The organism is Rubrivivax sp. JA1055 (assembly GCF_020966565.1).
In the GTDB taxonomy this organism is placed as follows: domain Bacteria; phylum Pseudomonadota; class Gammaproteobacteria; order Burkholderiales; family Burkholderiaceae_C; genus Rubrivivax; species Rubrivivax benzoatilyticus.
In genome coordinates this window covers 482,077-505,872 of record NZ_JAJKFP010000001.1, presented here as the reverse complement: position 1 = coordinate 505,872, position 23,796 = coordinate 482,077, and the positions used below count along the sequence as shown (strand labels likewise).

General features: G+C 72.9%; 19 protein-coding genes. 15 read left to right on the top strand and 4 right to left on the bottom strand.

Annotated features, from left to right (window positions below):
• Window positions 1-25: 25 nt before the first annotated feature.
• Together hemL and LOC65_RS02110 are read right to left on the bottom strand one after the other, a co-directional pair.
• A complete protein-coding gene (gene hemL, locus LOC65_RS02115; protein WP_009857639.1) occupies window positions 26-1,318 on the bottom strand; it encodes a glutamate-1-semialdehyde 2,1-aminomutase in 1,293 nt (430 codons plus the stop codon).
• A gap of 11 nt (window positions 1,319-1,329) precedes the next feature.
• Complete coding sequence (locus LOC65_RS02110; RefSeq protein ID WP_029718530.1) at window positions 1,330-2,286, bottom strand: bifunctional hydroxymethylpyrimidine kinase/phosphomethylpyrimidine kinase; 957 nt, start codon at window positions 2,284-2,286, stop codon at window positions 1,330-1,332.
• Window positions 2,287-2,455: 169 nt separating this feature from the next.
• On the opposite strand from LOC65_RS02110, the gene LOC65_RS02105 reads away from it, so the two are divergent.
• The 7 genes from LOC65_RS02105 to LOC65_RS02075 are packed head-to-tail and all read left to right on the top strand — an operon-like array spanning window position 2,456 to window position 13,498.
• Window positions 2,456-2,608, top strand: coding sequence for a rubredoxin (locus LOC65_RS02105; RefSeq protein WP_081467630.1), 153 nt, complete (start codon window positions 2,456-2,458; stop codon window positions 2,606-2,608).
• A 53-nt stretch (window positions 2,609-2,661) separates the two neighbouring features.
• Window positions 2,662-3,054 (top strand): PleD family two-component system response regulator, encoded by a 393-nt coding sequence (locus LOC65_RS02100; RefSeq protein ID WP_009857636.1) that lies wholly within the window; start codon window positions 2,662-2,664, stop codon window positions 3,052-3,054.
• A 43-nt stretch (window positions 3,055-3,097) separates the two neighbouring features.
• Window positions 3,098-3,463, top strand: coding sequence for a PleD family two-component system response regulator (locus LOC65_RS02095; RefSeq protein ID WP_009857635.1), 366 nt, complete (start codon window positions 3,098-3,100; stop codon window positions 3,461-3,463).
• 4 nt (window positions 3,464-3,467) lie between these two features.
• Window positions 3,468-3,998 (top strand): chemotaxis protein CheW, encoded by a 531-nt coding sequence (locus LOC65_RS02090; protein ID WP_009857634.1) that lies wholly within the window; start codon window positions 3,468-3,470, stop codon window positions 3,996-3,998.
• Window positions 3,999-4,017: 19 nt separating this feature from the next.
• Complete coding sequence (locus LOC65_RS02085) at window positions 4,018-6,315, top strand: methyl-accepting chemotaxis protein (protein ID WP_230246467.1); 2,298 nt, start codon at window positions 4,018-4,020, stop codon at window positions 6,313-6,315.
• 10 nt (window positions 6,316-6,325) lie between these two features.
• Window positions 6,326-12,472 carry an Hpt domain-containing protein gene (locus tag LOC65_RS02080; protein WP_230246466.1) on the top strand — a complete coding sequence of 2,049 codons (6,147 nt, stop codon included), beginning with the start codon at window positions 6,326-6,328 and terminating at the stop codon, window positions 12,470-12,472.
• Window positions 12,473-12,475: 3 nt separating this feature from the next.
• Window positions 12,476-13,498, top strand: a complete 1,023-nt coding sequence (locus LOC65_RS02075) for a GGDEF domain-containing protein (protein ID WP_230246465.1) — start codon at window positions 12,476-12,478, stop codon at window positions 13,496-13,498.
• Between the two features lie 27 nt (window positions 13,499-13,525).
• Here LOC65_RS02075 and LOC65_RS02070 read toward each other — a convergent pair whose 3' ends face one another.
• Window positions 13,526-15,073, bottom strand: coding sequence for a methyl-accepting chemotaxis protein (locus tag LOC65_RS02070; protein WP_230246464.1), 1,548 nt, complete (start codon window positions 15,071-15,073; stop codon window positions 13,526-13,528).
• A gap of 132 nt (window positions 15,074-15,205) precedes the next feature.
• Window positions 15,206-16,723 carry a deoxyribodipyrimidine photo-lyase gene (locus LOC65_RS02065; RefSeq protein ID WP_230246463.1) on the bottom strand — a complete coding sequence of 506 codons (1,518 nt, stop codon included), beginning with the start codon at window positions 16,721-16,723 and terminating at the stop codon, window positions 15,206-15,208.
• A gap of 33 nt (window positions 16,724-16,756) precedes the next feature.
• Here LOC65_RS02065 and LOC65_RS02060 point away from each other — a divergent pair, with 33 nt between their 5' ends.
• Genes LOC65_RS02060 through LOC65_RS02025 form a run of 8 tightly spaced genes read left to right on the top strand, consistent with a single transcriptional unit; the run spans window position 16,757 to window position 23,794 of the window.
• Window positions 16,757-17,326 carry a YqgE/AlgH family protein gene (locus tag LOC65_RS02060; RefSeq protein WP_009855279.1) on the top strand — a complete coding sequence of 190 codons (570 nt, stop codon included), beginning with the start codon at window positions 16,757-16,759 and terminating at the stop codon, window positions 17,324-17,326.
• A gap of 26 nt (window positions 17,327-17,352) precedes the next feature.
• Complete coding sequence (gene ruvX, locus LOC65_RS02055) at window positions 17,353-17,763, top strand: Holliday junction resolvase RuvX (protein WP_230246462.1); 411 nt, start codon at window positions 17,353-17,355, stop codon at window positions 17,761-17,763.
• Window positions 17,760-18,263: a bifunctional pyr operon transcriptional regulator/uracil phosphoribosyltransferase PyrR gene (gene pyrR / locus LOC65_RS02050; protein ID WP_230246460.1), complete on the top strand. Its 504-nt coding sequence runs from the start codon at window positions 17,760-17,762 to the stop codon at window positions 18,261-18,263. The genes ruvX and pyrR overlap by 4 nt, the downstream gene beginning before the upstream one ends.
• A gap of 37 nt (window positions 18,264-18,300) precedes the next feature.
• Window positions 18,301-19,263 (top strand): aspartate carbamoyltransferase catalytic subunit, encoded by a 963-nt coding sequence (locus LOC65_RS02045; RefSeq protein WP_230246459.1) that lies wholly within the window; start codon window positions 18,301-18,303, stop codon window positions 19,261-19,263.
• Between the two features lie 5 nt (window positions 19,264-19,268).
• Window positions 19,269-20,573, top strand: coding sequence for a dihydroorotase (locus LOC65_RS02040; protein WP_009855275.1), 1,305 nt, complete (start codon window positions 19,269-19,271; stop codon window positions 20,571-20,573).
• Window positions 20,574-20,578: 5 nt separating this feature from the next.
• A complete protein-coding gene (locus LOC65_RS02035) occupies window positions 20,579-21,307 on the top strand; it encodes a lysophospholipid acyltransferase family protein (protein WP_310733809.1) in 729 nt (242 codons plus the stop codon).
• 28 nt (window positions 21,308-21,335) lie between these two features.
• Window positions 21,336-22,859, top strand: a complete 1,524-nt coding sequence (locus LOC65_RS02030; RefSeq protein ID WP_230246458.1) for a thymidine phosphorylase family protein — start codon at window positions 21,336-21,338, stop codon at window positions 22,857-22,859.
• Window positions 22,856-23,794, top strand: a complete 939-nt coding sequence (locus LOC65_RS02025; protein ID WP_230246457.1) for a ribose-phosphate diphosphokinase — start codon at window positions 22,856-22,858, stop codon at window positions 23,792-23,794. The genes LOC65_RS02030 and LOC65_RS02025 overlap by 4 nt, the downstream gene beginning before the upstream one ends.
• Window positions 23,795-23,796 lie beyond the last annotated feature (2 nt).

The window sequence follows — 23,796 nt, the reverse complement described above, 5'->3', positions numbered from 1 at the left end:
CGGCACGCGGCCGCCGCGTCGGGCCTCAGCCCGCCTTCAGCGCTTCCAGTGCGGCCTGGGCGGTCGCCGCCAGGTCCTCGTCGGTGTGCGCGGCGCTGACGAAGCCGGCTTCGTACATCGCCGGGGCGAGGTAGACGCCGCGGTCGAGCATGCCGTGGAAGAAGCGGTTGAAGCGCTCCTTGTCGGTGGCCATCACCGCGGTGTAGTTCTGCGGCAGCGCATCGGCGAAGAAGAAGCCGAACATGCCGCCTTCGCTGTCGGTGACGATCGGCACGCCCGCCTCGCGGCCGGCGTCGGCGATGCCCTGCACCATCTTCTGCGTCTTGGCCGCCAGCGCCTCGTAGAAGCCGGGCTTGGTGATCTCGGCCAGCGTCGCCAGGCCGCAGGCCGTGGCCACCGGGTTGCCCGACAGCGTGCCGGCCTGGTAGACCGGGCCCAGCGGCGCGAGCTGCTTCATCACGTCCTTCTTGCCGCCGAAGGCCGCCAGCGGCATGCCGCCGCCGATGACCTTGCCGAAGACCGTCATGTCGGGCTCGAAGCCCGGGATCAGCTTGGCGTAGACGCTCTGCGCGCCGCCGAGCGCGACGCGGAAGCCGGTCATCACCTCGTCGAACACCAGCAGCGCGCCGTGCTTGGTGCACAGCTCGCGCAGCTTGGTCACGAACGGCACCGAGGCACGCACGAAGTTCATGTTGCCGGCGATCGCCTCCAGCATCACGCAGGCGATCTCGTCGCCCTGGGCGGCGAAGGTCTCCTCGAGCTGCTCGACGTTGTTGTATTCGAGGACCAGCGTGTGCTGCACGACCTCGGCCGGCACGCCGGCGGAGGTCGGGTGGCCGAAGGTCGCCAGGCCCGAGCCGGCCTTGACCAGCAGCGCGTCGGCGTGGCCGTGGTAGCAGCCCTCGAACTTGATGATCTTGCTGCGGCCGGTGACACCGCGCGCCAGGCGCAGCGTGCTCATGCCGGCCTCGGTGCCGCTGGAGACCAGGCGCACCTGCTCGATGCTCGGCACCTGGGCGATGATGGCTTCGGCGAGTTCGATCTCGCGCTCGGTCGGCGCGCCGAAGCTGAAGCCCTCGCGCAGCGCCTTCTGCACCGCTTCGAGCACCGCCGGGTGGCCGTGGCCCAGGATCATCGGGCCCCAGGAGCCGATGTAGTCGATGTAGCGCTTGTCTTCGGCGTCCCAGATGTACTGGCCTTCGGCGCGGGCGATGAAACGCGGCGTGCCGCCGACGGCGCGGAAGGCGCGCACGGGCGAGTTGACGCCGCCGGGAATGACGGCCTGGGCGCGGGCGAAGAGCTGTTCGTTGGTGGTCATCGAGAGTGTTTTCAGTGCACGCGCCGCGGGGCGCCTTGGGTCTTGGGATCGTCGAAGCCGGGGTCCGGCTCGTCGGGGCCGGGCTCGGGCTCGCCGTCTTCGGCTGGCGGCAGAGCCCAGAAGAAGCGGTCGGGCACGACGTTGCCCATGCCGGGGCGGAAACCCGCGTCCAGGCTCTGGTCGAGGAAGGACAGGGCTTCGCCCACCGCCGCCTGCAGCTCGCTGCCGGCGGCCAGGAGTGCGGCCAGGGCCGCGGACAGCGTGTCGCCCGCGCCGACGAACGCGGTTTCGAAACGCTCGAACTTCTCGCCGGTCAGTGCGCCCTGCGGCGACGCCAGCACGTTGTCGATGTACTGCTCGTGGCCCTTGCTGGCGAGCATCACGCCGGTGACGAGCACGTAGCGCGTGCCGTGTTCGCCGGCGGCCACCGCCAGCTCGCGCGCCGACGGCGGGCGCTCGCTGTCCCAGTCGGGCAGCAGGAAGTCCTGCAGCGTCTTGTGGCTGCCCACCAGCACCTCGGTGGCCGGCAGGATCAGCTCGCGGAAGGCGTCGAGGTAGGGCTGCAGCTGCTCCTCGTCGAGCCAGGACAGGCCGGGCAGATAGGCCACCAGCGGCACGTCGGCGTAGTCGGACAGCACCTCGGCGACGGCGCTCACGGTCTCGGCGTTGCCCAGGAAGCCGACCTTCCAGCCGGAGATCGTGACGTCCTCGAGGATGGTGCGCGCCTGCTCGACGACGGCGTCGTCGTCGATTTCGTGCTGATCGAAGACCTCGGCCGTGTCGCGCATCACGATCGACGTGACCACCGGCAGCGCATGGGCGCCCATCGCGGCTATCGTCGCCACGTCGCCGGCCAGCCCGCCGGCACCGCTCGGGTCACTGGCGTTGAAGCTGATCACGCACGCCGGCGGCGGGGGCTCCTGCGCAGGATCCTGCAGCTCCGTGGCGGGGTGGGGGTCGGGGGTCATCGCGATGCCTTTGCGCGTTCCGCCCGGGGCCTGTCGGAGACCTCGAGCGAAACCTGAAGAATGGTGCGTATGTCCTCACAAATCCTTGATTTTTCGCGGATATGCGTGACTACAATCGTTGCCCATTGTAGTGAGGGACCGCCCCGAAGTGAGCCATAGCCGAACCTGGATGTGTCTGATCTGCGGCTGGATCTACGACGAAGCCGCCGGGGATCCCGAGCACGGGATCGCCGCCGGCACCGCGTGGGCCGACGTTCCGATGAATTGGACCTGTCCGGAATGCGGAGCCCGTAAAGAAGATTTCGAAATGGTCGAAATCTGAACGCCGTCGGCGGCCTTCCGTGCCGCCGGGCACTCCAACAGGTGGACAGTGACGTGAACGAAGCCGTGTCCTCCGGCGCCAAGGTCCTGGTGATCGACGACAGCAACACGATCCGGCGCAGTGCCGAGATCTTCCTGCGCCAGGGCGGCCACGAGGTCGTGCTGGCGGAGGACGGCTTCGACGCTCTCGCCAAGGTCAGCGACCACGATCCCGAACTGATCTTCTGCGACATCCTGATGCCGCGGCTGGACGGCTACCAGACCTGCGCCATCATCAAGCGCAACCCGCGCTTCGCGAAGGTGCCGGTGATCATGCTGTCGTCCAAGGACGGCCTGTTCGACAAGGCCCGTGGCCGCATGGTCGGCTCGGAGGACTACCTCACCAAGCCGTTCACCAAGGAACAACTGCTGCGTGCGGTGGAGTCCTTCCGCCGCACCGCCGCCTGAACCCGCGGCGCTGCCGCCCGTCAGAACCCGAGACCCGCTTCCGATGGCCATCCGCAAGATCCTCGTCGTCGACGACTCGAAGACCGAGTTGCACCACCTGTCGGACATCCTCGGCAAGCGCGGCTACGCCGTGCGCACCGCCGAGAACGGCGAGGAGGCCATGCGCCGCCTCGACGAGGACCTGCCCGACCTCATCCTGATGGACGTCGTGATGCCGGGCCAGAACGGCTTCCAGCTCACGCGTCAGATCACGCGCGACCCGCGCTACGCCGCGGTGCCGGTGATCATGTGCACCAGCAAGGGCCAGGAGACCGACAAGGTCTGGGGCCTGCGCCAGGGCGCACGCGACTACATCGTCAAGCCGGTCCAGGCCGACGAGCTGCTGTCCAAGATCCGCGCCTTCGACTGAGGCGATGGCCAAGCGCGAAGCCCTGCGGGACCTGCAGAGCCGCCTGGCCCAGCGGCTGAGCGCCGTCCGCAGCGAAGCCCCCGCCGCCTCCTGGCTGGCCATCGAGTGCGCCGGCGTCGGCCTGCTCGTGCCGCTGGCCGGCGCCGGCGAGATCTTCCCGGTCGGCACGCTGGCGCCGGTGCCGCACACGCGGCCCTGGTTCGTCGGCGTCGCCAACCTGCGCGGCGGCCTGCACGGCGTCGTCGACCTGGCGGCCTTCCTGGGCCTGCGGCCGACGCAGTCGGCGGCCGAGGGCGTGCGCGAGCAGGCCCGGCTGCTGGCGCTGAACCCGGCCGTCGGCAGCCACGTCGCGCTGATGTTCGAGCGTCTGGCCGGCCTGCGCACCGCGGGCCAGCTGCAGCGTGAACCCGAGGACGACGTGTCGCGCCCGTCGTTCGCCGGTGCCCGGTGGCGCGACGACCGTCAGCGCGTGTGGCAGGAGATCGACCCGGCCGCGCTCGTCCAGCACGAACAGTTTCTCGGCATCGCCCGATGACGAACGCCGCGAGGATCGAATGAGCTTTCTCGACAAGTTGAAGGGCCCCGCGCGGGGCCGCCCGTCGGTGCCTGACGCGCCGTCCCAGGAAACCGTCGCCGGCGACGCCATGGACGCGACGATCCGCCTCGGCCCCGGCACGCTGGCGCCCGAGAGCCGGCCGCGCGCCGAGGACTCCTCGATCATCTCGGAAGCCGCCCCGTCGGAGCTGGCCGGCGAGTACGCCAACACCCGCGTGCCCGAGGACAGCGCTCCCGAGATCGCCACCGGCCTGCCGATCGTCGGCGGCATGCCGCTGGCGCGCCAGCAGCAGCTGATGGCCTTCGCCTTCGGCATCGGCCTGACCGGGCTGGTGCTCAGCGGCGGTGCCGGCATCGTCTCGGCCAGCCGCAGCGCGCAGCAGGTCTCGGCCGCCGGCCAGGCGCAGACGCAGTCGCAGCGGCTCGCCAAGTCGGTGTCGCAGGCGCTGCTGGGCAACCCGCAGGCCTTCCCCGAACTGCGCGAGAGCGCCGAGATCCTGTCGCGCAACGTGCGCGGCCTGGCCGAGGGCGGCGACGTGCCGGCGGTCTCCGGCAGCCTGGGCGACCGGGTGCAGGCGCTGCTGCCGATGGTCGAGCGCGCCGACAAGAGCGCGCGCTCGGTGCTTGCCCAGCAGAAGACGCTGACCCAGGTCGGCGCCGCGCTGCGCACCATCAACCGCCAGTCGGCCGATCTGCTGGAGATCGCCGAGACGGTGTCCTCGCTGAAGCTGCAGGGCGGCGCCTCGGCCGGCGAGCTGTCGGCCGTCGGCCAGCTGGTCATGCTGACGCAGCGCATCGGCAAGAGCGCCAACGAGTTCCAGACCACCGAGGGCGTCAGCGCCGAGGCCGTGTTCCTGCTCGGCAAGGACCTGAACTCCTTCCGCGAGATCGCCCAGGGCCTGCTCGACGGCAGCGCCGAGCTGCGCCTGCCCGGCACGCGCGAGCCCCAGGTGCGCGAGCAGCTGCAGGAGCTGCTCGCCCAGTACGACAAGACGCGCACCGAGGCCGGCGCCATCCTGGGCAACCTGCAGGGCCTGGTCGGTGCGCGCGAGGCCCAGGCGGCGATCATCCGCGACAGCGAACCGCTGCGCCGCGGCCTCGACGAGCTGCAGGGTGAACTGGCCGACGCCGGCGGCCTGCGCGCCATCGTGCTCGTGCCGGCGCTGCTGTCGGCGCTGCTGCTGGCCGCAGGCGCCTTCGGCCTGCTGCGCCTGTTCGTCGCCGACCAGACCAACCGCGCCCGCCTCGCCGAGGCCCAGCGCCAGGAAGCCGAGCGCCAGGAGCTGGAGGCCAAGCGTGTCAACGACGCCAACCAGGCCGCCATTCTTCGCCTGATGAACGAGCTGCAGAGCGTCGCCGAGGGCGACCTGACGCAGCAGGCCACCGTCACCGAGGACATCACCGGCGCGATCGCCGACTCGGTCAACTACACCGTCGAGGAACTGCGTTCGCTGGTCACCTCGGTGCAGGGCACCGTCACGCGCGTGGCCGACACGACGCAGCAGGTCGAGCAGACCTCCTCCGAGCTGCTGGCGGCGTCGACCGAGCAGCTGCGCGTCATCCGCGAGACCGGCGAGTCGGTGCTGCAGATGGCCGACCGCATCACCGAGGTGTCGGCCGAGGCGCAGCGCAGCGCCGAGGTCGCGCGCCAGTCGCTGGAGGTGGCGGCCACCGGCCAGCAGGCGGTGCAGAACTCGATCGGCGGCATGAACGCCATCCGCGACCAGATCCAGGAGACCTCCAAGCGCATCAAGCGTCTGGGCGAGAGCTCGCAGGAGATCGGCGAGATCACCGAGCTGATCTCGGACATCACCGAGCAGACCAACGTGCTGGCGCTGAACGCCGCGATCCAGGCCGCCAGCGCCGGCGAAGCCGGCCGCGGCTTCAGCGTCGTCGCCGAGGAAGTGCAGCGTCTGGCCGAACGTTCGGCCGAGGCGACGCGCCAGATCGCGGCCATCGTGCGCGCCATCCAGACCGACACCCAGGACGCGGTGGCCGCCATGGAACGCTCGACGCAGGGCGTGATCGAGGGCGCGCGGCTGTCCGACGCGGCCGGCAGCGCGCTGGCGGACATCGACCGCGTGACACGCGAGCTCGCCGAGCTGATCGGGCGCATCTCCGAGCAGGCCTCCAGCGAAGCCGAGTCGGCCAGCGGCGTGGCCACCAACATCCAGCACATCCTGGCCGTGACCGAGCAGACCGGCGAGGGCACACGCTCGACCGCCCAGGTGGTGCACGAGCTCTCGCGCGCCGCCGAGCAGCTGCGCGCGTCGATCTCCCGCTTCAAGATCAGCTGACGCCACGCGGATGAACGCCGTCACCGACAGCCTCGGCGGCAGCGCCGACGACCTCAGCCCGCTGGCCTGGGTGCACGGCGAGCTGCGCCGTTCGCTCGAGCTGGCGCACAAGGCGCTGCACCGGCACCTCAAGGAGTCGGAGGCGGCGGCCGCGTCCGACGTCGACGCCGTCGAGCCGGCCGTGCTGCGCACCGCGCGTGTGCACCTGCACCAGGGTGTCGGCGCGCTCGAGCTCGTCGGCCTGCCGGCGGCGGCGCAGATGCTGCGCGCCAGCGAGACGCTGGTGCAGCGCTGGGTGGCCAAGCCGGCGCTGGTCGACGCCAAGGCGGTGCAGACGCTGGAGAAGGCTTCGTTCGCGCTGCTGGACTACCTGTCGCGGCTGCTCGCGCGCCGGCCGGTGTCGCCGGTGGCGATGTTCCCGCAGTACCTGGCGGTGCAGGGCCTGGCCGGTGCCGAGCGTGCGCATCCGGCGGACCTCTGGCCGCAGGACTGGCGCTGGATCGAGCTGCCGCCCGAGCCCGGCGTGCGTCCGCATGCGCCCGACGCCGCGGCGCGCACGGCGATGGAGTCGCTGTCGCTGGCGCTGATGCGCCAGCCCGAGCCGGCGCGGCTGGACGCGATGGGCGAGGTCTGCGCCTCGCTGGCCGCCGGCACGCAGGGCCGGCTGTCGACGCTGTGGCGTCTGGCGGCGGCCTTCTTCGAGGCCCAGGCCCGCGGCCTGCTGTCCAGCGACGTCTACACCAAGCGCATCGCGTCGCGCCTGCTGTCGCAGCTGCGCACGACGATGCGCGACGCCGACGAGGTCTCCGACCGTCTGGCGCAGGACCTGCTGTTCTTCTGCGCCCACGCCCGTGCACCGGCCGGCGGCGAGGCGCCGCGGCTGGCCGCGGTGCGCGAGGCCTGGCGCTTGGACGACAGTGCCGCCGCGGACTACGACGTCGCGCGCCTGGGCCGCTTCGACCCGGCCTGGGTCGCGCAGGCGCGCAAGCGAGTGGGCGGCGCCAAGGACGCCTGGTCGGCGGTCGCGGCCGGCGAGCTGCACCGCCTGACCGGCCTGGCCGAGCAGTTCACGCTGGTTGGCGACTCGGTGCAGCGGCTGTTCCCGTCCGGCGAGGTGCTGGCCAACGTGCTGCAGGACGCCGCGACGCAGACCGTTGCGGCGCAGGAGGCGCCGCCGGCCGCGCTGGCGATGGAAGTCGCCACCGCGCTGCTGTCGCTGGACGCGTCGCTGGAAGACGGCGAGTTCGACCATCCGGCGCTGCCCGAGCGCGTGCAGCGCCTGGCGCGCCGCGTCGACGACGTGCGCCGCGGCCAGCCGCAGCTGCCGCTGGAGCCGTGGATGGAGGAGCTGTACCGCCGCGTCAGCGACCGCCAGACCATGGGCAGCGTCGTGCAGGAGCTGCGCAGCAGCCTGTCCGAGATCGAGAAGCAGATCGACACCTATTTCCGGGCCCCGGCGCAGCGCGAGACGCTGATCCCGGTGCCGGGCCAGCTGTCGGCGATGCGCGGCGTGCTGTCGGTGCTCGGCCTGGACCAGGCCTCGCAGGCCGTGCTGCGCATGCGCGACGAGGTCGACACGCTGGCCCAGACCGAGGTCGACCCGACGCACGAGCCGGCACGGCTGAGCTTCGAGCGCCTGGCCGAGAACCTGGGCGCGCTGAGCTTCCTGATCGACATGCTGGGCGTGCAGCCGGCGCTCGCCAAGTCGCTGTTCCGCTACGACGCCGAGAGCGGGCGCCTGTCCACCGTGATGGGCCAGGCGTCGCGCCCGACGGTGCCGCCACCGTCGCCGCCGGCCCGCCCGGCCGAGCTGCCTCCGCCTCCGGCGCCGCCGGCGCGGCCGCCGGAGCCCGTGGCGGCTGTCGCCACGGCCGAGGACGACGAGATGCGCGGCGTCTTCCTGGAGGAAGCCGCCGAGGTCATCCCGGCGGCGCGCGAGTCGCTCGCGCGTCTGGCCGACGAACCCGAGGACCTGGGCGAGATGACCGCGGTGCGCCGCGCGTTCCACACGCTCAAGGGCAGCTCGCGCATGGTCGGGCTGAAGGACTTCGGCGAAGCCGCCTGGGCCTGCGAGCAGCTGTTCAACTCGCGCCTGGCGCAGTCGCCGCGGCTGGACCCGGCGCTGCGCTCCTTCACCTCCGAGGCGCTGGACTACTTCGCGGCCTGGGTCGCCGCGCTGAGCGCCGGCCGCGACGAGGGCCACGCCTCGCAACCCGTGGTGCGCGCCGCCGACGGCCTGCGCCTGGACGGCCAGCGCCTGGCGATCGGTGCCGCCGCGGTGCCGCCGGCCGTCGTGCCGGCTGCCGAAGCCGCAGCGCCGGCGTTCGAGCCCGTGGCCGAGCTGGCCGTCGAGCCGGCCGTCGAGCCGCTGCCCGAGCCGCTGCCCGAGCCGGTCGTCGAGCCGGTCCCCGACGCGGCGCTGCTGCCGGACTTCGAGTTCGACTTCGGCACCGACACCTCGCCCCCGGCGCTGGCCGAGCGTGTGCCCGACCTGCCGAGCGCGGCCGATCTCGACCTGGACCTCGGGGCTGCCCCGGCCGCCGCCCCGGCGCTGCCGCTGCCCGCCGACGAGGTCGACTTCCGCCTCGACCTCGGCGCGCTCGAGCCCGAGGCCGAAGCCGCTCCCGAGCCGGTCGAGACCGCCGAGCTCGCCGAGAGCTTCGACGCCATCGAGGCCCTGCAGCCGCTCGAACCTGCGGCGCCAGCCGAACCCGCGCCGCAGGCCGCTTACGCCGACTTCGACTTCGATCTCGGCGAACTCGCCGCCATCGGCCCCGAGCCCGCGGCGCTGCCGGCCGAACCCGCGGTGCCTGCCGCCGACGCCGAACCGGCGCCCGACGAGACCACCTGGCCCGAGCGCCTCGAGGTGCCGGCCGACGAGCCGCTGCCGCAGCCGGTGTTCGTCGAGACCGTGCCCGGGCCGCTGCCCGCGGCCGAGGTGCTCGAAGGCGCCGAGATCGACTGGCCGGCCGAATTTGCCGCCGCGCCCGCGGCCGAGGCTCCGCCGCCGGCCGAGCCGGTGCCGTCGTCGCCGGTTGAACCCGAGGCCGCCGAACCCGGCCTCCAGCCTGCCAAGAGCGACGCCGAAGTCGAGCCCGAGCCCGAGCCCGAGCCCGGGGCCGAGCCCGACGCGGCGCCCGAGGCCGACGCCGACGGCGTGCCGATGCCGGAGGTGTTCGCCGTGCCCGCCGCCGAGCCGGTGTCGCCGCCGGCCACGCCGGAGCCGGAGAGCGTCGACGCCCCCGCCGCCGCGCCGCTGTCGGCCGACGAGGCGCCGTCGCCGGAGATCGGGGCCGTCGAGCCGGCCGAGGCCGAGTCGCCGGTGCCCGACGAGGAGCCGGTCAAGGTCATCGGCCCGCTGCGTGTGCCGCTGCCGCTGTTCAACATCTACCTCAACGAGGCCGACGAGCTGTCGCGCCGGCTGGGCACCGAACTCGCCGAATGGGCGCTGGAAGCCGAACACCGGCCGGTGTCGGAGACCGCGATCGCGCTCGCCCACTCGCTGGCCGGCAGCTCGGCCACCGTGGGCTACGCTGACCTGTCGGCGCTGTCGCGCTCGCTGGAGCATGCGCTGATGCGCTCGCGTGCCGGCGGCCGCGGCCGCGACGGCGAACCGACGCTGTTTGCCGAGGCCGCCGAGGAGGTCCGCCGCCTGCTGCACCAGTTCGCCGCGGGTTTCCTGCGGCCGGTGGCGCCGGCCATCGTCGAGCGCCTGGCCGACCACGAGCGCTGGCCCGATCTGCCGCCGCCGGCGGCCGACACCTCCGGCCTCGGGCCGCTGGACAGCGGCTATGGCGACGAGGAGCTCGACGCCGAGGACGCGCTCGACCCCGAGCTGTTCCCGATCTTCGAGGACGAAGCCGACGAGCTGCTGCCGCAGCTGCTGTCGCGCCTGCGCGAGTGGGCCGACAACCCGGCCGACGGCGGCGCCGCGGCGGCCTGCCTGCGCACGCTGCACACCTTCAAGGGCGGTGCCCGCCTGGCCGGAGCGATGCGCCTGGGCGAGCGGGCCCACCGCATGGAGACCGCGATCGAGCGCCTGGGCGACCGCGGCGGCGTGCACGCCAGCGAGGTCGAGACGCTGCTCGCACGCGCCGACACGATGGTCGCCGAGTTCGAGGCCCTGCGTGCGCCGCCGGCCGCCGAGCCGCCGGCCGAGGTAGCCGAGGCCGTCGAGGCGGCGCCCCTGCCGCCGGCCGAGGCCCAGGCCGCGGCCGCCGAGCCGCCGGCCGCGCCGGTGGCCGAGATCGACTGGAGCCGCTTCGCCGTGGCGGCGCCCGCTGTCGTGGTGCCGGCGGAGCGTGCCGCCCCGGCCTCGACGGCCGCGGTGCGGGTGCGCGGTGCGCTGCTCGACCGCATGGTCAACCATGCCGGCGAGGTCAGCATCGCGCGTGCCCGGCTCGACGGCAGCGTGCGCCAGCTGCAGGGCTCGCTGGGCGAGCTCACCGGCAGCCTGGAGCGCATGCGCAGCCAGCTGCGCGACATCGAGCTGCAGGCCGAGTCGCAGATGGCCTCGCGGCTGGAGGCCGCCAAGGCTGCCGCCGAGGTCTTCGACCCGCTCGAGATGGACCGCTTCACGCGGCTGCAGGAGCTCACGCGCTTCATGGCCGAGTCGGTCAACGACGTCGCGACGCTGCAGCGCAGCCTGCAGCGCACGCTGCAGTCGGCCGAAGACGACCTCGCCGCGCAGGCCCGCCTGACGCGCGAGCTGCAGGGTGACCTGCTGCGCACGCGCATGGTCGAGTTCGACAGCGCCAGCGACCGCCTCTACCGCACCGTGCGCCAGGCCGCCAAGGAGACCGGCAAGAGCGTGCGCCTGGACATCCTGGGCGGCGCCATCGAGGTCGACCGCGGCGTGCTCGACCGCATGATCGGCCCGTTCGAGCACCTGCTGCGCAACGCCGTCGTGCACGGCATCGAGCCGGCCGCGGTGCGCGCCGCCGCCGGCAAGGACACGACCGGCACGATCACGCTGGTCATCACGCAGGAAGGCAACGAGGTCGGCGTCGAGCTGCGCGACGACGGCGCCGGCCTGGACCTGGCGCGCATCCGCGCGCGCGCCGTCGAGCGCGGCCTGCTCGCCGCCGACACCACCGTCGACGACGAGGCGCTGGCGCAGCTGATCTTCACGCCGGGTTTCAGCACCGCCGCCGACGTCACCGAGCTGGCCGGCCGCGGCGTCGGCCTGGACGTCGTGCGCGCCGAGGTCGCCGCGATGGGCGGCCGCGTGCAGGTGCACCACGCGCCGGAGCGTGGCACCCGCTTCCGCCTGCTGCTGCCGCTGACCACGGCGGTGACGCAGGTCGTCATGCTGCGCTGCGGCGAGCTGTCGGTGGCCGTGCCGTCGACGCTGATCGAGGCCGTGCGGCGTGCCTCGCCGGCGGAGGTCGAGGCGGCCTACGCCAGCGGCGTCTACACCGACGGTGACCAGGCGCTGCCCTTCCATTGGCTGGCCGCGCTGCTCGACGGCCCCGAACGCGGCGCCGCCGGCACACGCAGCCAGGCCGTCGTCGTCGTGCGCTCGGCCGAGCAGCGTGTCGCGCTGCACGTCGACGAGGTCGTCGGCAACCAGGACGTGGTCGTCAAGAACGTCGGCCCGCAGCTGGCGCGTGTGCCCGGCCTGGCCGGCGTGACGCTGCTGCCCAGCGGCGCGGTGGCGCTGATCTACAACCCGGTGGCGCTGGCCACGCTGTACGGCCCGGCGGCGCGGGCGCGGCTCGAAGGCCGCGGCGTCGAGCGGCTGCCGGACGTCGCCGAGCCGGTGGCTGCCGAGCCGCTGCCGCCGCTGGTGCTGGTCGTCGACGACTCGCTGACCGTGCGCCGCGTCACCCAGCGCCTGCTGCACCGCGAGGGCTGGCGCGTCGAGACCGCCAAGGACGGCGTCGAGGCGCTGGAGCGGCTGGCCCAGGAGCGGCCGGCGGTGATGCTGTCGGACATCGAGATGCCGCGCATGGACGGTTTCGACCTGCTGCGCGCGGTGCGCGCCGACGCCGCGCTGGCCGGGCTGCCGGTGGTCATGATCACCTCGCGCATCGCGCAGAAGCATCGCGACCACGCCGCGGACCTGGGGGCCGACCACTACCTCGGCAAACCTTATGCGGAAGAGGAGCTGCTGGCCCTCGTCGCACGTTACGCGGGAGCGGCCAGGCCGAGCTGAACGGTGTCCCGGGTTGCCGATCATCTTGCGGAACTGACCGGGTTCCGGGACCGCGACGCGCTCGACGCGACGCTGGTCAGCGCGCTGCATGACCTGCTGCGCCCGCTGGACATCGCCATCTACCGCATCGTCGGCGAAGGCGAGGACCGCCGCTGGTTCACGCGCGCACGGCTGGCCGCCGGCGAGCTGGTGCCCAGTGCCGACCCGCTGTGGGCCGACCTGTCGGCGCTGCCGCCGCTGGCCGAGCATCCGGTGCGCCAGACCTGTCTGCGCCAGCGCGAAGGCCTGATGCTCGACGGCCAGCCGGCGCTGACGCTGCTGCCGCTGGACCTGGAGCGCGACTGCGACGCCGTGCTCGAGCTGCGCAGCCATGCGCCGCTGGGCGCCGAGCAGCTGCGCCTGATCGGCAGCGTGCTGCGCGTCTACCGCAACTTCCAGTCGCTGCTGGACTACAGCGAACGCGACACGCTGACCGGTCTGCTCAACCGCAAGACCTTCGACGAGAGCTTCATGCGCTGCACCGTGCCGCTGCCGCCGCCATCACGCGACGCGCTGGGGCAGCGCCGCGGCGGTGGCGCCGCCTGGCTGGGCGTCGTCGACATCGACCACTTCAAGCACGTCAACGACTGCCACGGCCACCTGATCGGCGACGAGGTGCTGCTGCTGCTGTCGCGGCTGATGCGCGGCGTGTTCCGCCAGGGCGACCAGCTCTACCGCTTCGGCGGCGAGGAGTTCGTCGTGCTGATGCGCTGCGACGACGGCGAGGCCGCCGGCCGTGCCTTCGAGCGCCTGCGCGCGACGATCGAGGAGCACGCCTTCCCGCGTGTGGGCCGCATCACGGTCAGCATCGGCTTCACCGCGGTGCGGCCGGGCGACACGCCGAGCTCGGCCTTCGAGCGTGCCGACCAGGCGGTCTACTTCGTCAAGCAGAACGGCCGCAACCGCGTCGCCAGCCACACCGAGCTGGTGGCCCGCGGCGACCTCGTCGAACACCGTCAGGGCGGCGACGACGTCGTCCTGTTCTGAGCCGCGGCCGCCGGCCGCGGCCCGCCGTCAGGCGTCGGTGCGCGCCGGCAGGCGGAACAGCTTCACCGCCTCGTCCAGCGCGGTTGCCTGCTCGGCCAGCGCGGCGGTGGCATGCGCCGCCTCCTGCACCAGGCGGGCGTTGTCGCCGGTCACGCCTTCCAGGCTGGACAGCGTGCGGTTGACTTCCTCGATGCCGGCCATCTGCTCGCGGCTGGCGGCGTCGATCTCCGACATGATGTCGGTGACGCGCTTCACGCTGTCGACGACCTCGGTCATGGTCTGGCCGGCGCGGTGCGCCATGCGCGAGCCGCCGACGACCTGCTCGACCGTGGAGTCGACCAGCGTCTTGATCTCCTGCGCCGCCTGCGACGAGCGCTGGGCCAGCGCCCGCACCTCGCTGGCGACGACGGCGAAGCCGCGGCCGTGCTCCCCGGCGCGCGAGGCCTCGACCGCGGCGTTCAGCGCCAGCAGGTTGGTCTGGAAGGCGATGTCGTTGATGACGCGGTTGATCTCGGCGATGCGCTTGGACGCGGCGCTGATCGAGTCCATCGTCGTCACCACCTGGTCCACGACCGCGCCGCCGGCCTTGGCGACGTCGGAAGCCGAGATCGCCAGCGCGTTGGCCTGACTGGCGTGCTCGGCGTTCTGGCGCGTGGCGTCGGTCAGGCGCGACATCGACACCGCGGTCTCGTGCAGCGCCTGGGCCTGGTGCTCGGTGCGCGACTCCAGCTCCTTGTTGCCGCCGGCGATGCGCGCCGAGGCCTGGGCGATGGTGTCGGTGCCGCGGCGCACGCGGCCGACGATCGACGCCAGGCTGCCGCGCATCTCGTGCAGCGCACGCTGCAGGTGGCCGATCTCGTTGCGGCTGTCGACGACGACGTCGCGCGTCAGGTCGCCCGAGGCGATGCCGTGCGCCAGGTCGACGCCCTGTTCCAGCGGCCGCGTGACGACGCGGCGGATGAACGGGTAGATGACGATCAGCACCGGGATGCAGGTGACGATGGCCATCAGGATGGTCTGCCAGCGCTGGCGCGCCATCAGCGCGTTGGTCTGGTCCAGCGAGACCTTCATGCTGACCGCGCCCAGCACCGTGCCCTCGGGCACCTGGTGGCAGGTCGTGCAGTCCTTGCCGAGGTAGTTCTTGGACGCGATCGCCGGGCGCACGACGCGCAGGTACTCGCCCTTGTCGTCGCTGGCGACGTGGATCTCGGTCTTGCCGGTGGCGAGCACGGCGCGCTCGGCGGCGTCGGGGTCGCTGGCGTCGGCGCCGGTGCCGTTGCCGAAGATCTTGTTGACGGCCTCGCCGCGCAGCACGCGCAGGTCACGGATGTTGTCGAGCTGGCGCACCTGGTCCAGCAGCACGGCGCGCTGCGCCACGGTGCCGGTGACCATCATGCCGGTCAGGCCGGCCATCGTGGCGTCGTGCATGCTGCTGGAGAAGGCGGTCGCCTGCTCGATCGCGGCCTCGCGGTTGACCCGGCCCTGCCAGACGATGCCCACCGCCCAGACCACCGTGAGCGCGATCGCGATGGTGCTGATCAGCTGTACCCAGATCTTCTTTTGTGCGACGTGCATCGCGCACGCTCCTGACGTCCAATGCCGGCCCCGGATGTCGGGCCGGCCCCGTCGTCTTATCGGCACGTGAGGGGATGGAATGAAGCGAGAAATCGCGCGAATCGCCGCCGTCGCGCTGGATCTTGAGCCAGCTCAGGAGTCGCGGCCCGCCGCCGGCCGGGCCCGGCCGGCGGCACGTGCGGCCGCCGGCTTGACGGCCGCGAAACGCGCCAGCGTGCGTTCGCGCGCCTCCTCGTGGGCGACGACGGGCGCGGGATAGTCGCGGCCCAGCACGACGCCGGCGGCGGCCAGGTCGGCCGGGCGGGCGCGCCAGGGCGCGTGCAGCAAGGTGTCGGGCAGCTTGGCCAGCTGCGGCAGGTAGCGGCGGATGAAACGCCCCTCGGGGTCGAAACGTTCGCTCTGGCTGACCGGGTTGAAGATCCGGAAGTAGGGCTGGGCATCGCAGCCGGTCGAGGCCGCCCACTGCCAGCCGCCGTTGTTCGATGCCAGGTCGAAGTCGTTCAGGTGGCGTGCGAACCAGGCCTCGCCGCGGCGCCAGTCGATGCCGAGGTCCTTGGTCAGGAAGCTGGCGCTGATCATGCGCAGCCGGTTGTGCATGTAGCCGGTGCGCGTGAGCTGGTGCATCGCCGCGTCGACGATCGGATACCCGGTGCGGCCCTCGCACCAGGCGGCGAAGAGCTCGTCGGCGTGTTTGCCGTGCTCCCAGTGCAGCCGGTCGTACTCGGTCTTGAAGCAGCCGCCGACGACCCGCGGGTGGTGGTGCAGCAGCTGGTGGTAGAAGTCGCGCCAGACCAGCTCCGACAGCCAGACCTCGGCGCCGCGCGAGCCGGCCGTCAAACGCTGGTGGGCCTCGCGCGCCAGGCGGCGGATCGACACCGTGCCGAAACGCAGGTGCGGCCCCAGGTAGCTCGGGCCCTTGACGGCCGGGAAGTCGCGCCAGTCGGCGTAGTGGTCGACGCGCTCGAGAAAGTCGGCCAGCAGCTCGCGGCCGCCGGCCGGGCCGCTGGGCAGCTTCAGCGCGTGCAGGTTGGTGCTCTCGAAGCCGATGTCGGCCAGCGTCGGCAGCGTCTCGCCGGCGGGTTTGGGCGCCAGCGCGCCGGCGTGGCGCTCGACCGGGTAGGACGAGAGGTAGAAGTCGTCGAGCTTCTTCAGCCAGGCGTTGCGGTACGGCGTGAACACCGAGAACGGGCCGCCGCCCTGGGTCAGCACCTCGTCGCGCTCGAAGATCACGTGGTCCTTCGAGCCGTGGAAGGCGATGCCGGCGTCGGCCAGCGCGCCGCGCACGCGGGCGTCGCGTGCCAGCGCCTCGGGCTCGTCGTCGTGGCTGGCGTAGACCGCCTGCGCGCCCAGCGCCGCCGCCAGCCGCGGGATCTCCTGCAGCGGCCGGCCGTGGCGCACGATCAGCCCGGCGCCGTCGATGCCGTGCGAGGCGGCCAGCGCGCGCAGCTCGGCGTCGACGCCGACGACGCTGTCGCGGATGAACTCCACGCGCCGGTCGGCGCGCGGCAGCGGCTCGAGGATCTCGGGGTCGAAGACGAACACGCACCAGACCCGCCGCGCCGCGCGCAGCGCGTGGTACAGGGCCGCGTTGTCCTCGGTGCGCAGGTCGCGGCGCAGCCAGACCAGGGCGTTGTCGATGCCGTTCTTCACATCCGCCAGTGTGCCGCGGAATAAGATAGGCGCATGGCCGCCATCGACCTGTCGAACCAGTTCCTCATCGCCATGCCCGGCATGGCCGACGAGACCTTTGCCGGCTCGGTGGTCTATCTGTGCGAGCACAACGAGCGTGGTGCGCTCGGGCTGGTGATCAACCGGCCGATCGACATCAAGCTGCGCAACCTGTTCGAGCGTGTCGATCTGCCGCTGGACCGCGACGAGTTCGCCGAGCAGCCGGTGTTCTTCGGCGGCCCGGTGCAGACCGAACGCGGCTTCGTGCTGCACGAGAAGGCCGGCGACGGCAGCGCCTACAGCTCGACGATGTCGGTGCCCGGCGGCCTGGAGATGACGACCAGCAAGGACGTGCTCGAGGCGATGTCGCAGGGCGGCGGCCCGCGCCGCGTGCTGGTGACGCTGGGCTACAGCGGCTGGGAGGCCGGCCAGCTCGAGGACGAGATCCGCCGCAACGGCTGGCTCAACGTCGACGCCGACCCGCGCATCATCTTCGAGACCCCCGTCGAGCAGCGCTACGGCCAGGCGCTGTCGCTGCTGGGTGTCGACCCGCGCATGCTGTCGCAGGAGGCCGGGCACGCCTGACGCGTGACCCGTCACGTCGTTCCCGAATGAGCCCGGCCGCTCCGCCTGCCCCCGCGCGCAGTTTTCTCGCCTTCGACTTCGGCGTGCGCCGCGTCGGCGTCGCCGTCGGCAACACCTTGCTGGCCCAGGCCCGGCCGCTGAAGACCGTCGCCGCCGAAGGCGACGCACGTTTCGAGGCCATTGCCCGGCTGATTGACGAGTGGCAGCCCGACGCGCTGGTCGTCGGCGTGCCGTTCCATCCGGACGGCGCGGAGCACGACAATACGCGCCGCGCGCGGCGCTTCGCCCGCCAGCTGCACGGCCGCTTCCGGCTGCCGGTGCACGAGGTCGACGAGCGCTACACGACCGTCGACGCGCTGGCCGCCGGGGCCCGCGACGCCGACGCCGCGGCCGCCGCACTGATCCTCGACCAACACCTGAGAACCCTCGCCCCATGACCGTCCTGCAGCTCGATGCCGAGGCGCTCTACGCCGAACTGCGCCAGGGCCTGCGCGCCATCCTCCCGCCCGACGCGGTGCTCGTCGGCATCTGGTCCGGCGGCGCCTGGCTGGCCGAACGCCTGCAGCGCGACCTGGGCCTGCCCGGCGCGCACGGCGTCATCTCCAGCATGCTGCACCGCGACGACTTCGGCTCGCGGGGGCTGGCCGCCGGCACCGCCACGACGCAGCTGCCGTTCGCCGTCGACGGCCGCCATGTCGTGCTCGTCGACGACGTGCTCTACACCGGCCGCACGATCCGCGCCGCGATCAACGAGCTCTACGACTTCGGCCGCCCGGCCAGCGTGACGCTGGTGGTGCTGGTCGACCGCGGCGGCCGCGAGCTGCCGATCGCCGCGGCGCTGGCCGCGGCGCGCATCACCCTGCCGTCCACGCAGCGCCTGTCGCTGGCGCGTGCCGAGGACGGCCGCTTCACTTTCGCCATCGAGGAGGCCGCATGAGACCTCAGGACCGCGCCCTGCGGCGGGAGGCCCGCTGATGCTGTCGCGCCGCAACCCCCAGCTCAACCGCCACGGCGAGCTGATCCACCTGCTGTCCATCGAAGGCCTGCCGCGTGCGGTGCTGACGCAGATCCTGGACACCGCCGGCACCTTCCTGTCGGTCAACGACCGCGAGGTCAAGAAGGTGCCGCTGCTGCGCGGCAAGAGCGTGTTCAACCTGTTCTTCGAGAACAGCACGCGCACCCGCACGACCTTCGAGATCGCCGCGACGCGGCTGTCGGCCGACGTCATCAATCTCGACATCAACAAGAGCAGCACCGCCAAGGGCGAGAGCCTGCTGGACACGATCGCCAACCTGTCGGCGATGCACGCCGACATGTTCGTCGTGCGCCACAGCGAAAGCGGCGCGCCCTACCTGATCGCCCAGCACTGCGCGCCGCACGTGCACGTGGTCAACGCCGGTGACGGCCGCCACGCGCACCCGACGCAGGCGCTGCTCGACATGTACACGATCCGCCACTACAAGCGCGATTTCACGCAGCTGACGGTGGCCATCGTCGGCGACATCGTGCACTCGCGCGTGGCGCGCTCGGACATCCACGCGCTGAACATCCTCGGCGTGCCCGAGATCCGCGCCGTCGGCCCCAAGACCCTGGTGCCGGGCGACCTGGCCGGCATGGGCGTGCGCGTCTGCCACGACATGGCCGAAGGCATCCGCGACGCCGACGTGATCATCATGCTGCGCCTGCAGAACGAGCGCATGAGCGGCGCGCTGCTGCCCTCGGCCGGCGAGTACTTCAAGAACTACGGCCTGACGCCGGAGAAGCTGGCGCTGGCCAAGCCCGACTGCATCGTCATGCACCCGGGGCCGATCAACCGCGGCGTCGAGATCGAGTCCTCGGTCGCCGACGGCACGCACAGCGTCATCCTGCCGCAGGTGACCTTCGGCATCGCGGTGCGCATGGCGGTGATGTCGACGATCGCCGGCAACCAGGCCTGAACCCCATGAAGATCCTCATCCGCAACGGCCGCGTCGTCGACCCGGCCACCGGCCGCGACGAGACGGCCGACGTCGCGATCGCCTCCGGCCGCATCGTCGGCCTCGGCGCCGTCGGCGACTTCCAGGCCGACCGCACGATCGACGCCTCGGGCCTCGTCGTCGCGCCCGGCCTCGTCGACCTCGCCGCGCGCCTGCGCGAACCCGGCCAGGAACACGAAGGCATGCTCGAGAGCGAGCTGGCGGCCGCCGCCGCCGGCGGCGTCACCAGCCTCGTCTGCCTGCCCGACACCGACCCGGTGCTCGACGAGCCCGGCCTGGTCGAGATGCTGAAGTTCCGTGCCCGCAAGCTCAGCCGCTGCCGGCTGTTCCCGCTGGGCGCGCTGACGCGCCGGCTCGAAGGCACGACGCTCGTCGAGATGGCCGAGCTGACCGAAGCCGGCTGCGTCGGCTTCTCGCAGGTCGATGTCGCGATCCAGGACACCCAGGTGCTGCTGCGCGCCATGCAGTACGCCGCAACCTTCGGCTACGCCGTCTGGCTGCGGCCGCAGGACGGCTGGCTGGGCAAGGGCGTCGCCGCCTCGGGCGCGGTGGCCACGCGCATGGGGCTGTCGGGCGTGCCGGTGGCCGCCGAGACGGTGGCGCTGCAGACCATCCTCGAGCTGGTGCGGGTCACCGGCTGCCGCGTGCACCTGTGCCGGCTGTCCAGCGCCGCCGGCGTCAGGCTGGTGCGTGCCGCCAAGGCCGAGGGCCTGCCGGTCACGGCCGACGTCAGCATCAACTCGCTGCACCTGACCGACGTCGACATCGGCTTCTTCAACGCCGACATGCGCCTGACGCCGCCGCTGCGCCAGGGCGCCGACCGCGACGCGCTGCGCGCCGCGCTGGCCGACGGCACGATCGACGCGCTGGTCTCGGACCACAACCCGGTCGCCGAGGACATGAAGAACCTGCCGTTCGGCGAGGCCGAGCCCGGCGCCACCGGGCTGGAGCTGCTGCTGAGCCTGGCGCTGCGCTGGGGCCGCGACCACGGCCTGACGCTGTCGCAGGCGCTGGCGCCGGTGACGCAGGCGCCGGTGCGGGTGCTCGGCGAGGCCGTCGGCTCGCTGGCGTCGAGTGCCGGCCGGCTGGTCGAAGGCGGTGTCGCCGACGTCTGCGTCTTCGATCCCGAAGCCGAATGGCAGGTCGCGCCGGCGGCGCTGGCCAGCCAGGGCAAACACACGCCGTTCGCGTTCGCGTCGACCGGCATGGCGCTGCCGGGCCGGGTGCGTGCGACGCTGGTCGCCGGCACGGTCGCCTACGAGGCCGCTTGACCGCGGTGCTGCTCGCCCCCTGGCGCGTCGCCGGCGTGCTGCTGCACGGCCTGCGCGGCGTGGCGATGGCGCTGTGGGTCTTCCCGCGACTGGACGCCGCGGGCCGTCACCGGCGCACCCGCTGGTGGGCCGCGACGATGCTGCGCTGCCTGGGTGTCGAGCTGCGGGTGCAGGGCGAGTTCCGCCCCGGCGCCAAGCTGATCGTCGCCAACCACCTGTCGTGGCTGGACATCATGGCCATCCACGCCGTCTGCCCCGAGGCGCGTTTCGTCTCCAAGGCCGACGTGCGCCACTGGCCGGTGGCCAACCGCCTGGTCGATGCCGCCGGCACGCTGTACCTGGAGCGCGAGAGCAAACGCGATGCGCTGCGTGTCGTGCACCGCATGGCCGAGGCGCTGCAGGCCGGCGACACCGTCGCCGTCTTCCCCGAAGGCACGACCGGCGACGGCCATGCGCTGCTGCCCTTCCATGCCAACCTGTTGCAGGCGGCGATCGCCACCGCCACGCCGGTGCAGGCGGTCGCGCTGCGTTATGCCGAGCCCGGCCACGCCGTCAGCCCGTCGGCCCGCTGGGTCGGCGCCGAGACGCTGGCCGCCAACGTCTGGAAACTCGCCCGGGCGCGCGGCGTCGTGCTGCACCTGACGGTGCTGCCGGCCGAAGCCAGTGCCCACGCCGACCGTCGCGCGCTGGCGGCGCGGGTGCGTGAACAGATCGCCAGCGTCTTGCCCGACTGAACGCCTCGCGCGAGCGAGCGTGCCCGCGATGAACCGTCCGACCCTCGCCGTGCGCCGCCTCGGCATCGACACCTGGCGCGAGAACGTCGCCTTCCTGCACCGCGACTGCCCGGTCGTGCGCGCCGCCGGTTTCCAGGCGCTGTCCAAGGTGACGATCGCCGCCGGCGGCCGGAGCATCGCCGCGGTGCTCAACGTCGTCGACGACCTGCGCCTGCTCGAGCCGCTGCAGCTGGGCCTGAGCGAACAGGCGTTCGCGCGGCTGGGCGCCGCCGAAGGCGACAGCGTCTCGATCGAACACGCCGCGCCGCCGCCGTCGCATGCCGCGCTGCGGCGCAAGATCGCCGGCGAGCGCCTGGGCCGCGAGGACCTGCACGCCGTCGTCGCCGACATCGCCGCCGAGCGCTACACCAAGGTCGAACTGGCCGCCTTCGTCGTCGCGACGCAGCAGTACGAGCTCGACCGCGAGGAGGTGCTGCACCTGACCGAGGCGATGATCGCCGCCGGCCGGCGCCTGGACTGGAACGGCAGCGGCGGCGGCCGGCCGATCGTCGACAAACACTGCATCGGCGGCGTGCCGGGCAACCGCACCTCGATGCTCGTCGTGCCCATCGTCGCCGAGCACGGCCTGCTGTGCCCCAAGACCTCGTCGCGCGCGATCACCTCGCCGGCCGGCACCGCCGACACGATGGAGGTGCTGGCCGAGGTCGAACTCGCGCCAGAACGGCTCAAGCAGATCGTGCACGCCGTCAACGGCTGCCTGGCCTGGGGCGGCACGGCGGCGCTGTCGCCGGCCGACGACGTGCTGATCGCCGTCGAACGCCCGCTGGCGATCGACTCGCCGGGGCAGATGATCGCCTCCATCCTGTCCAAGAAGATCGCCGCCGGCTCGACGCACCTGGTGCTGGACATCCCGGTCGGGCCGACGGCCAAGGTGCATGGCGAGGCCGCGGCGCAGCGCCTGAAGCGGGTCTTCGAGTTCGTCGCCGAACGCCTGGGGCTGACGCTGGAGGTCATGCTGACCGACGGCCGCCAGCCGATCGGCCGCGGCATCGGCCCGGTGCTGGAGGCGCGCGACGTGATGCAGGTGCTGCGCCACGACCCGCAGGCGCCGCAGGACCTGCGCGCCAAGGCGATCCGCCTGGCCGGCCGCATGATCGAGTTCGACCCCGCGGTGCGTGGCGGTGACGGCGAGCGCATCGCCACGCAGATCCTCGACTCGGGCCGCGCGCTGGCGCGGCTGGAGGCGATCATCGAGGCCCAGGGCCGGCGCGCCGAGCCGCCGCCGCCGGGGCCGCTGGTCTTCGACGTGCCGGCGCCGGCCGACGGTGTCGTCGCCGGCATCGACAACCTGCGCCTGGCGCGCATCGCCGGGCTGTCGGGCGCGCCGCAGATGGCCGGCGCCGGGCTGGACCTGTTCGTCAAGATCGGCGCCGCGGTGCGCCGCGGCGAGCCGCTGTACCGCATCCACGCCTGCGTCGCCGCCGACCTGGAGTTCGCGCGCCGCGAGGCGCTGCACGACTGCGCCTACGCCCTCGCCGGAGCTGCCCGATGAGTCTGCTGCTCGCTTTCGACGACGAACTGACGCTGGCCCGGCCGCTGGCCGCGGCGCTGGGCTGGCCGCTGGCGGTGGTCGATCGCCATGTCTTCCCCGACGGCGAATCGCGGCTGAGGCTGCCGCCGGCGCTGCCGCCGCGGGTCGTGCTGCTGCGCGGTCTGCAGCGGCCCAACGAGCGCCTGGCCGAGCTGATGCTGGTCGCCGGCGGCGCGTGTGAACTCGGTGCTGCCGAGCTGACGCTGGTCGCGCCGTACCTCGGTTACATGCGCCAGGACATCGCGTTCACGCCCGGGGAGGTCGTCAGCCAGCGCCACCTGGGGCGGGCGCTGGCGGCCTGGTTCGACGCCGTGATCACCGTCGACCCGCATCTGCACCGTGTCGCGTCGATGGCCGAGGTCGTGCCCGGGCGGCGCGGCGTCGCGCTCGGTGCCGCGCCGCTGCTCGGCCGGCTGGCCGCAGAACGTGTGCCGGGTGCGCTGCTCGTCGGCCCGGACGCCGAGTCCGAGCAGTGGGTGACGGTGGCCGCCGAGGCCGCCGGGCTGGAGCACGCGGTCTGCCTGAAGCAGCGCCACGGCGACCGCGACGTCGCCGTCGCGCTGCCGGCGGCCGACGTCGCCGGGCGCGCCGTCGTGCTGCTCGACGACGTCGCCAGCACCGGGCGCACGCTGCAGGCCGCGACACGCGGGCTGCTGGAACGTGGCGCGGCCAGCGTCGACGTCGCCGTCACGCACGCGCTGTTCGTCGGCGACGCGCTGGCCGAGCTGCGCGCCGCCGGCGTGCGTCACGTCTGGAGCAGCGACTGCATCGCGCACGAGAGCAACGCGGTGTCGGTGGTGCCGCTGCTGGCGGCGGCGCTGCGGGACGGGGCAGGCTGGGGTCAGGTCTCACAAGGCAGGCTGGGGTCAGGTCTCACAAGACCTGACCCCCTCTAGGC

Excerpts from the sequence above, each read along its gene's own strand:
- hemL (WP_009857639.1), bottom strand. The coding sequence starts at position 1,318 with ATGACCACCAACGAACAGCTCTTCGCCCGCGCCCAGGCCGTCATTCCC.
- LOC65_RS02110 (WP_029718530.1), bottom strand. The coding sequence starts at position 2,286 with ATGACCCCCGACCCCCACCCCGCCACGGAGCTGCAGGATCCTGCGCAG.
- LOC65_RS02105 (WP_081467630.1), top strand. The coding sequence starts at position 2,456 with ATGTGTCTGATCTGCGGCTGGATCTACGACGAAGCCGCCGGGGATCCC.
- LOC65_RS02095 (WP_009857635.1), top strand. The coding sequence starts at position 3,098 with ATGGCCATCCGCAAGATCCTCGTCGTCGACGACTCGAAGACCGAGTTG.
- LOC65_RS02090 (WP_009857634.1), top strand. The coding sequence starts at position 3,468 with ATGGCCAAGCGCGAAGCCCTGCGGGACCTGCAGAGCCGCCTGGCCCAG.
- LOC65_RS02085 (WP_230246467.1), top strand. The coding sequence starts at position 4,018 with ATGAGCTTTCTCGACAAGTTGAAGGGCCCCGCGCGGGGCCGCCCGTCG.
- LOC65_RS02080 (WP_230246466.1), top strand. The coding sequence starts at position 6,326 with ATGAACGCCGTCACCGACAGCCTCGGCGGCAGCGCCGACGACCTCAGC.
- LOC65_RS02070 (WP_230246464.1), bottom strand. The coding sequence starts at position 15,073 with ATGCACGTCGCACAAAAGAAGATCTGGGTACAGCTGATCAGCACCATC.
- LOC65_RS02060 (WP_009855279.1), top strand. The coding sequence starts at position 16,757 with ATGGCCGCCATCGACCTGTCGAACCAGTTCCTCATCGCCATGCCCGGC.
- ruvX (WP_230246462.1), top strand. The coding sequence starts at position 17,353 with ATGAGCCCGGCCGCTCCGCCTGCCCCCGCGCGCAGTTTTCTCGCCTTC.
- pyrR (WP_230246460.1), top strand. The coding sequence starts at position 17,760 with ATGACCGTCCTGCAGCTCGATGCCGAGGCGCTCTACGCCGAACTGCGC.
- LOC65_RS02045 (WP_230246459.1), top strand. The coding sequence starts at position 18,301 with ATGCTGTCGCGCCGCAACCCCCAGCTCAACCGCCACGGCGAGCTGATC.
- LOC65_RS02040 (WP_009855275.1), top strand. The coding sequence starts at position 19,269 with ATGAAGATCCTCATCCGCAACGGCCGCGTCGTCGACCCGGCCACCGGC.
- LOC65_RS02030 (WP_230246458.1), top strand. The coding sequence starts at position 21,336 with ATGAACCGTCCGACCCTCGCCGTGCGCCGCCTCGGCATCGACACCTGG.
- LOC65_RS02025 (WP_230246457.1), top strand. The coding sequence starts at position 22,856 with ATGAGTCTGCTGCTCGCTTTCGACGACGAACTGACGCTGGCCCGGCCG.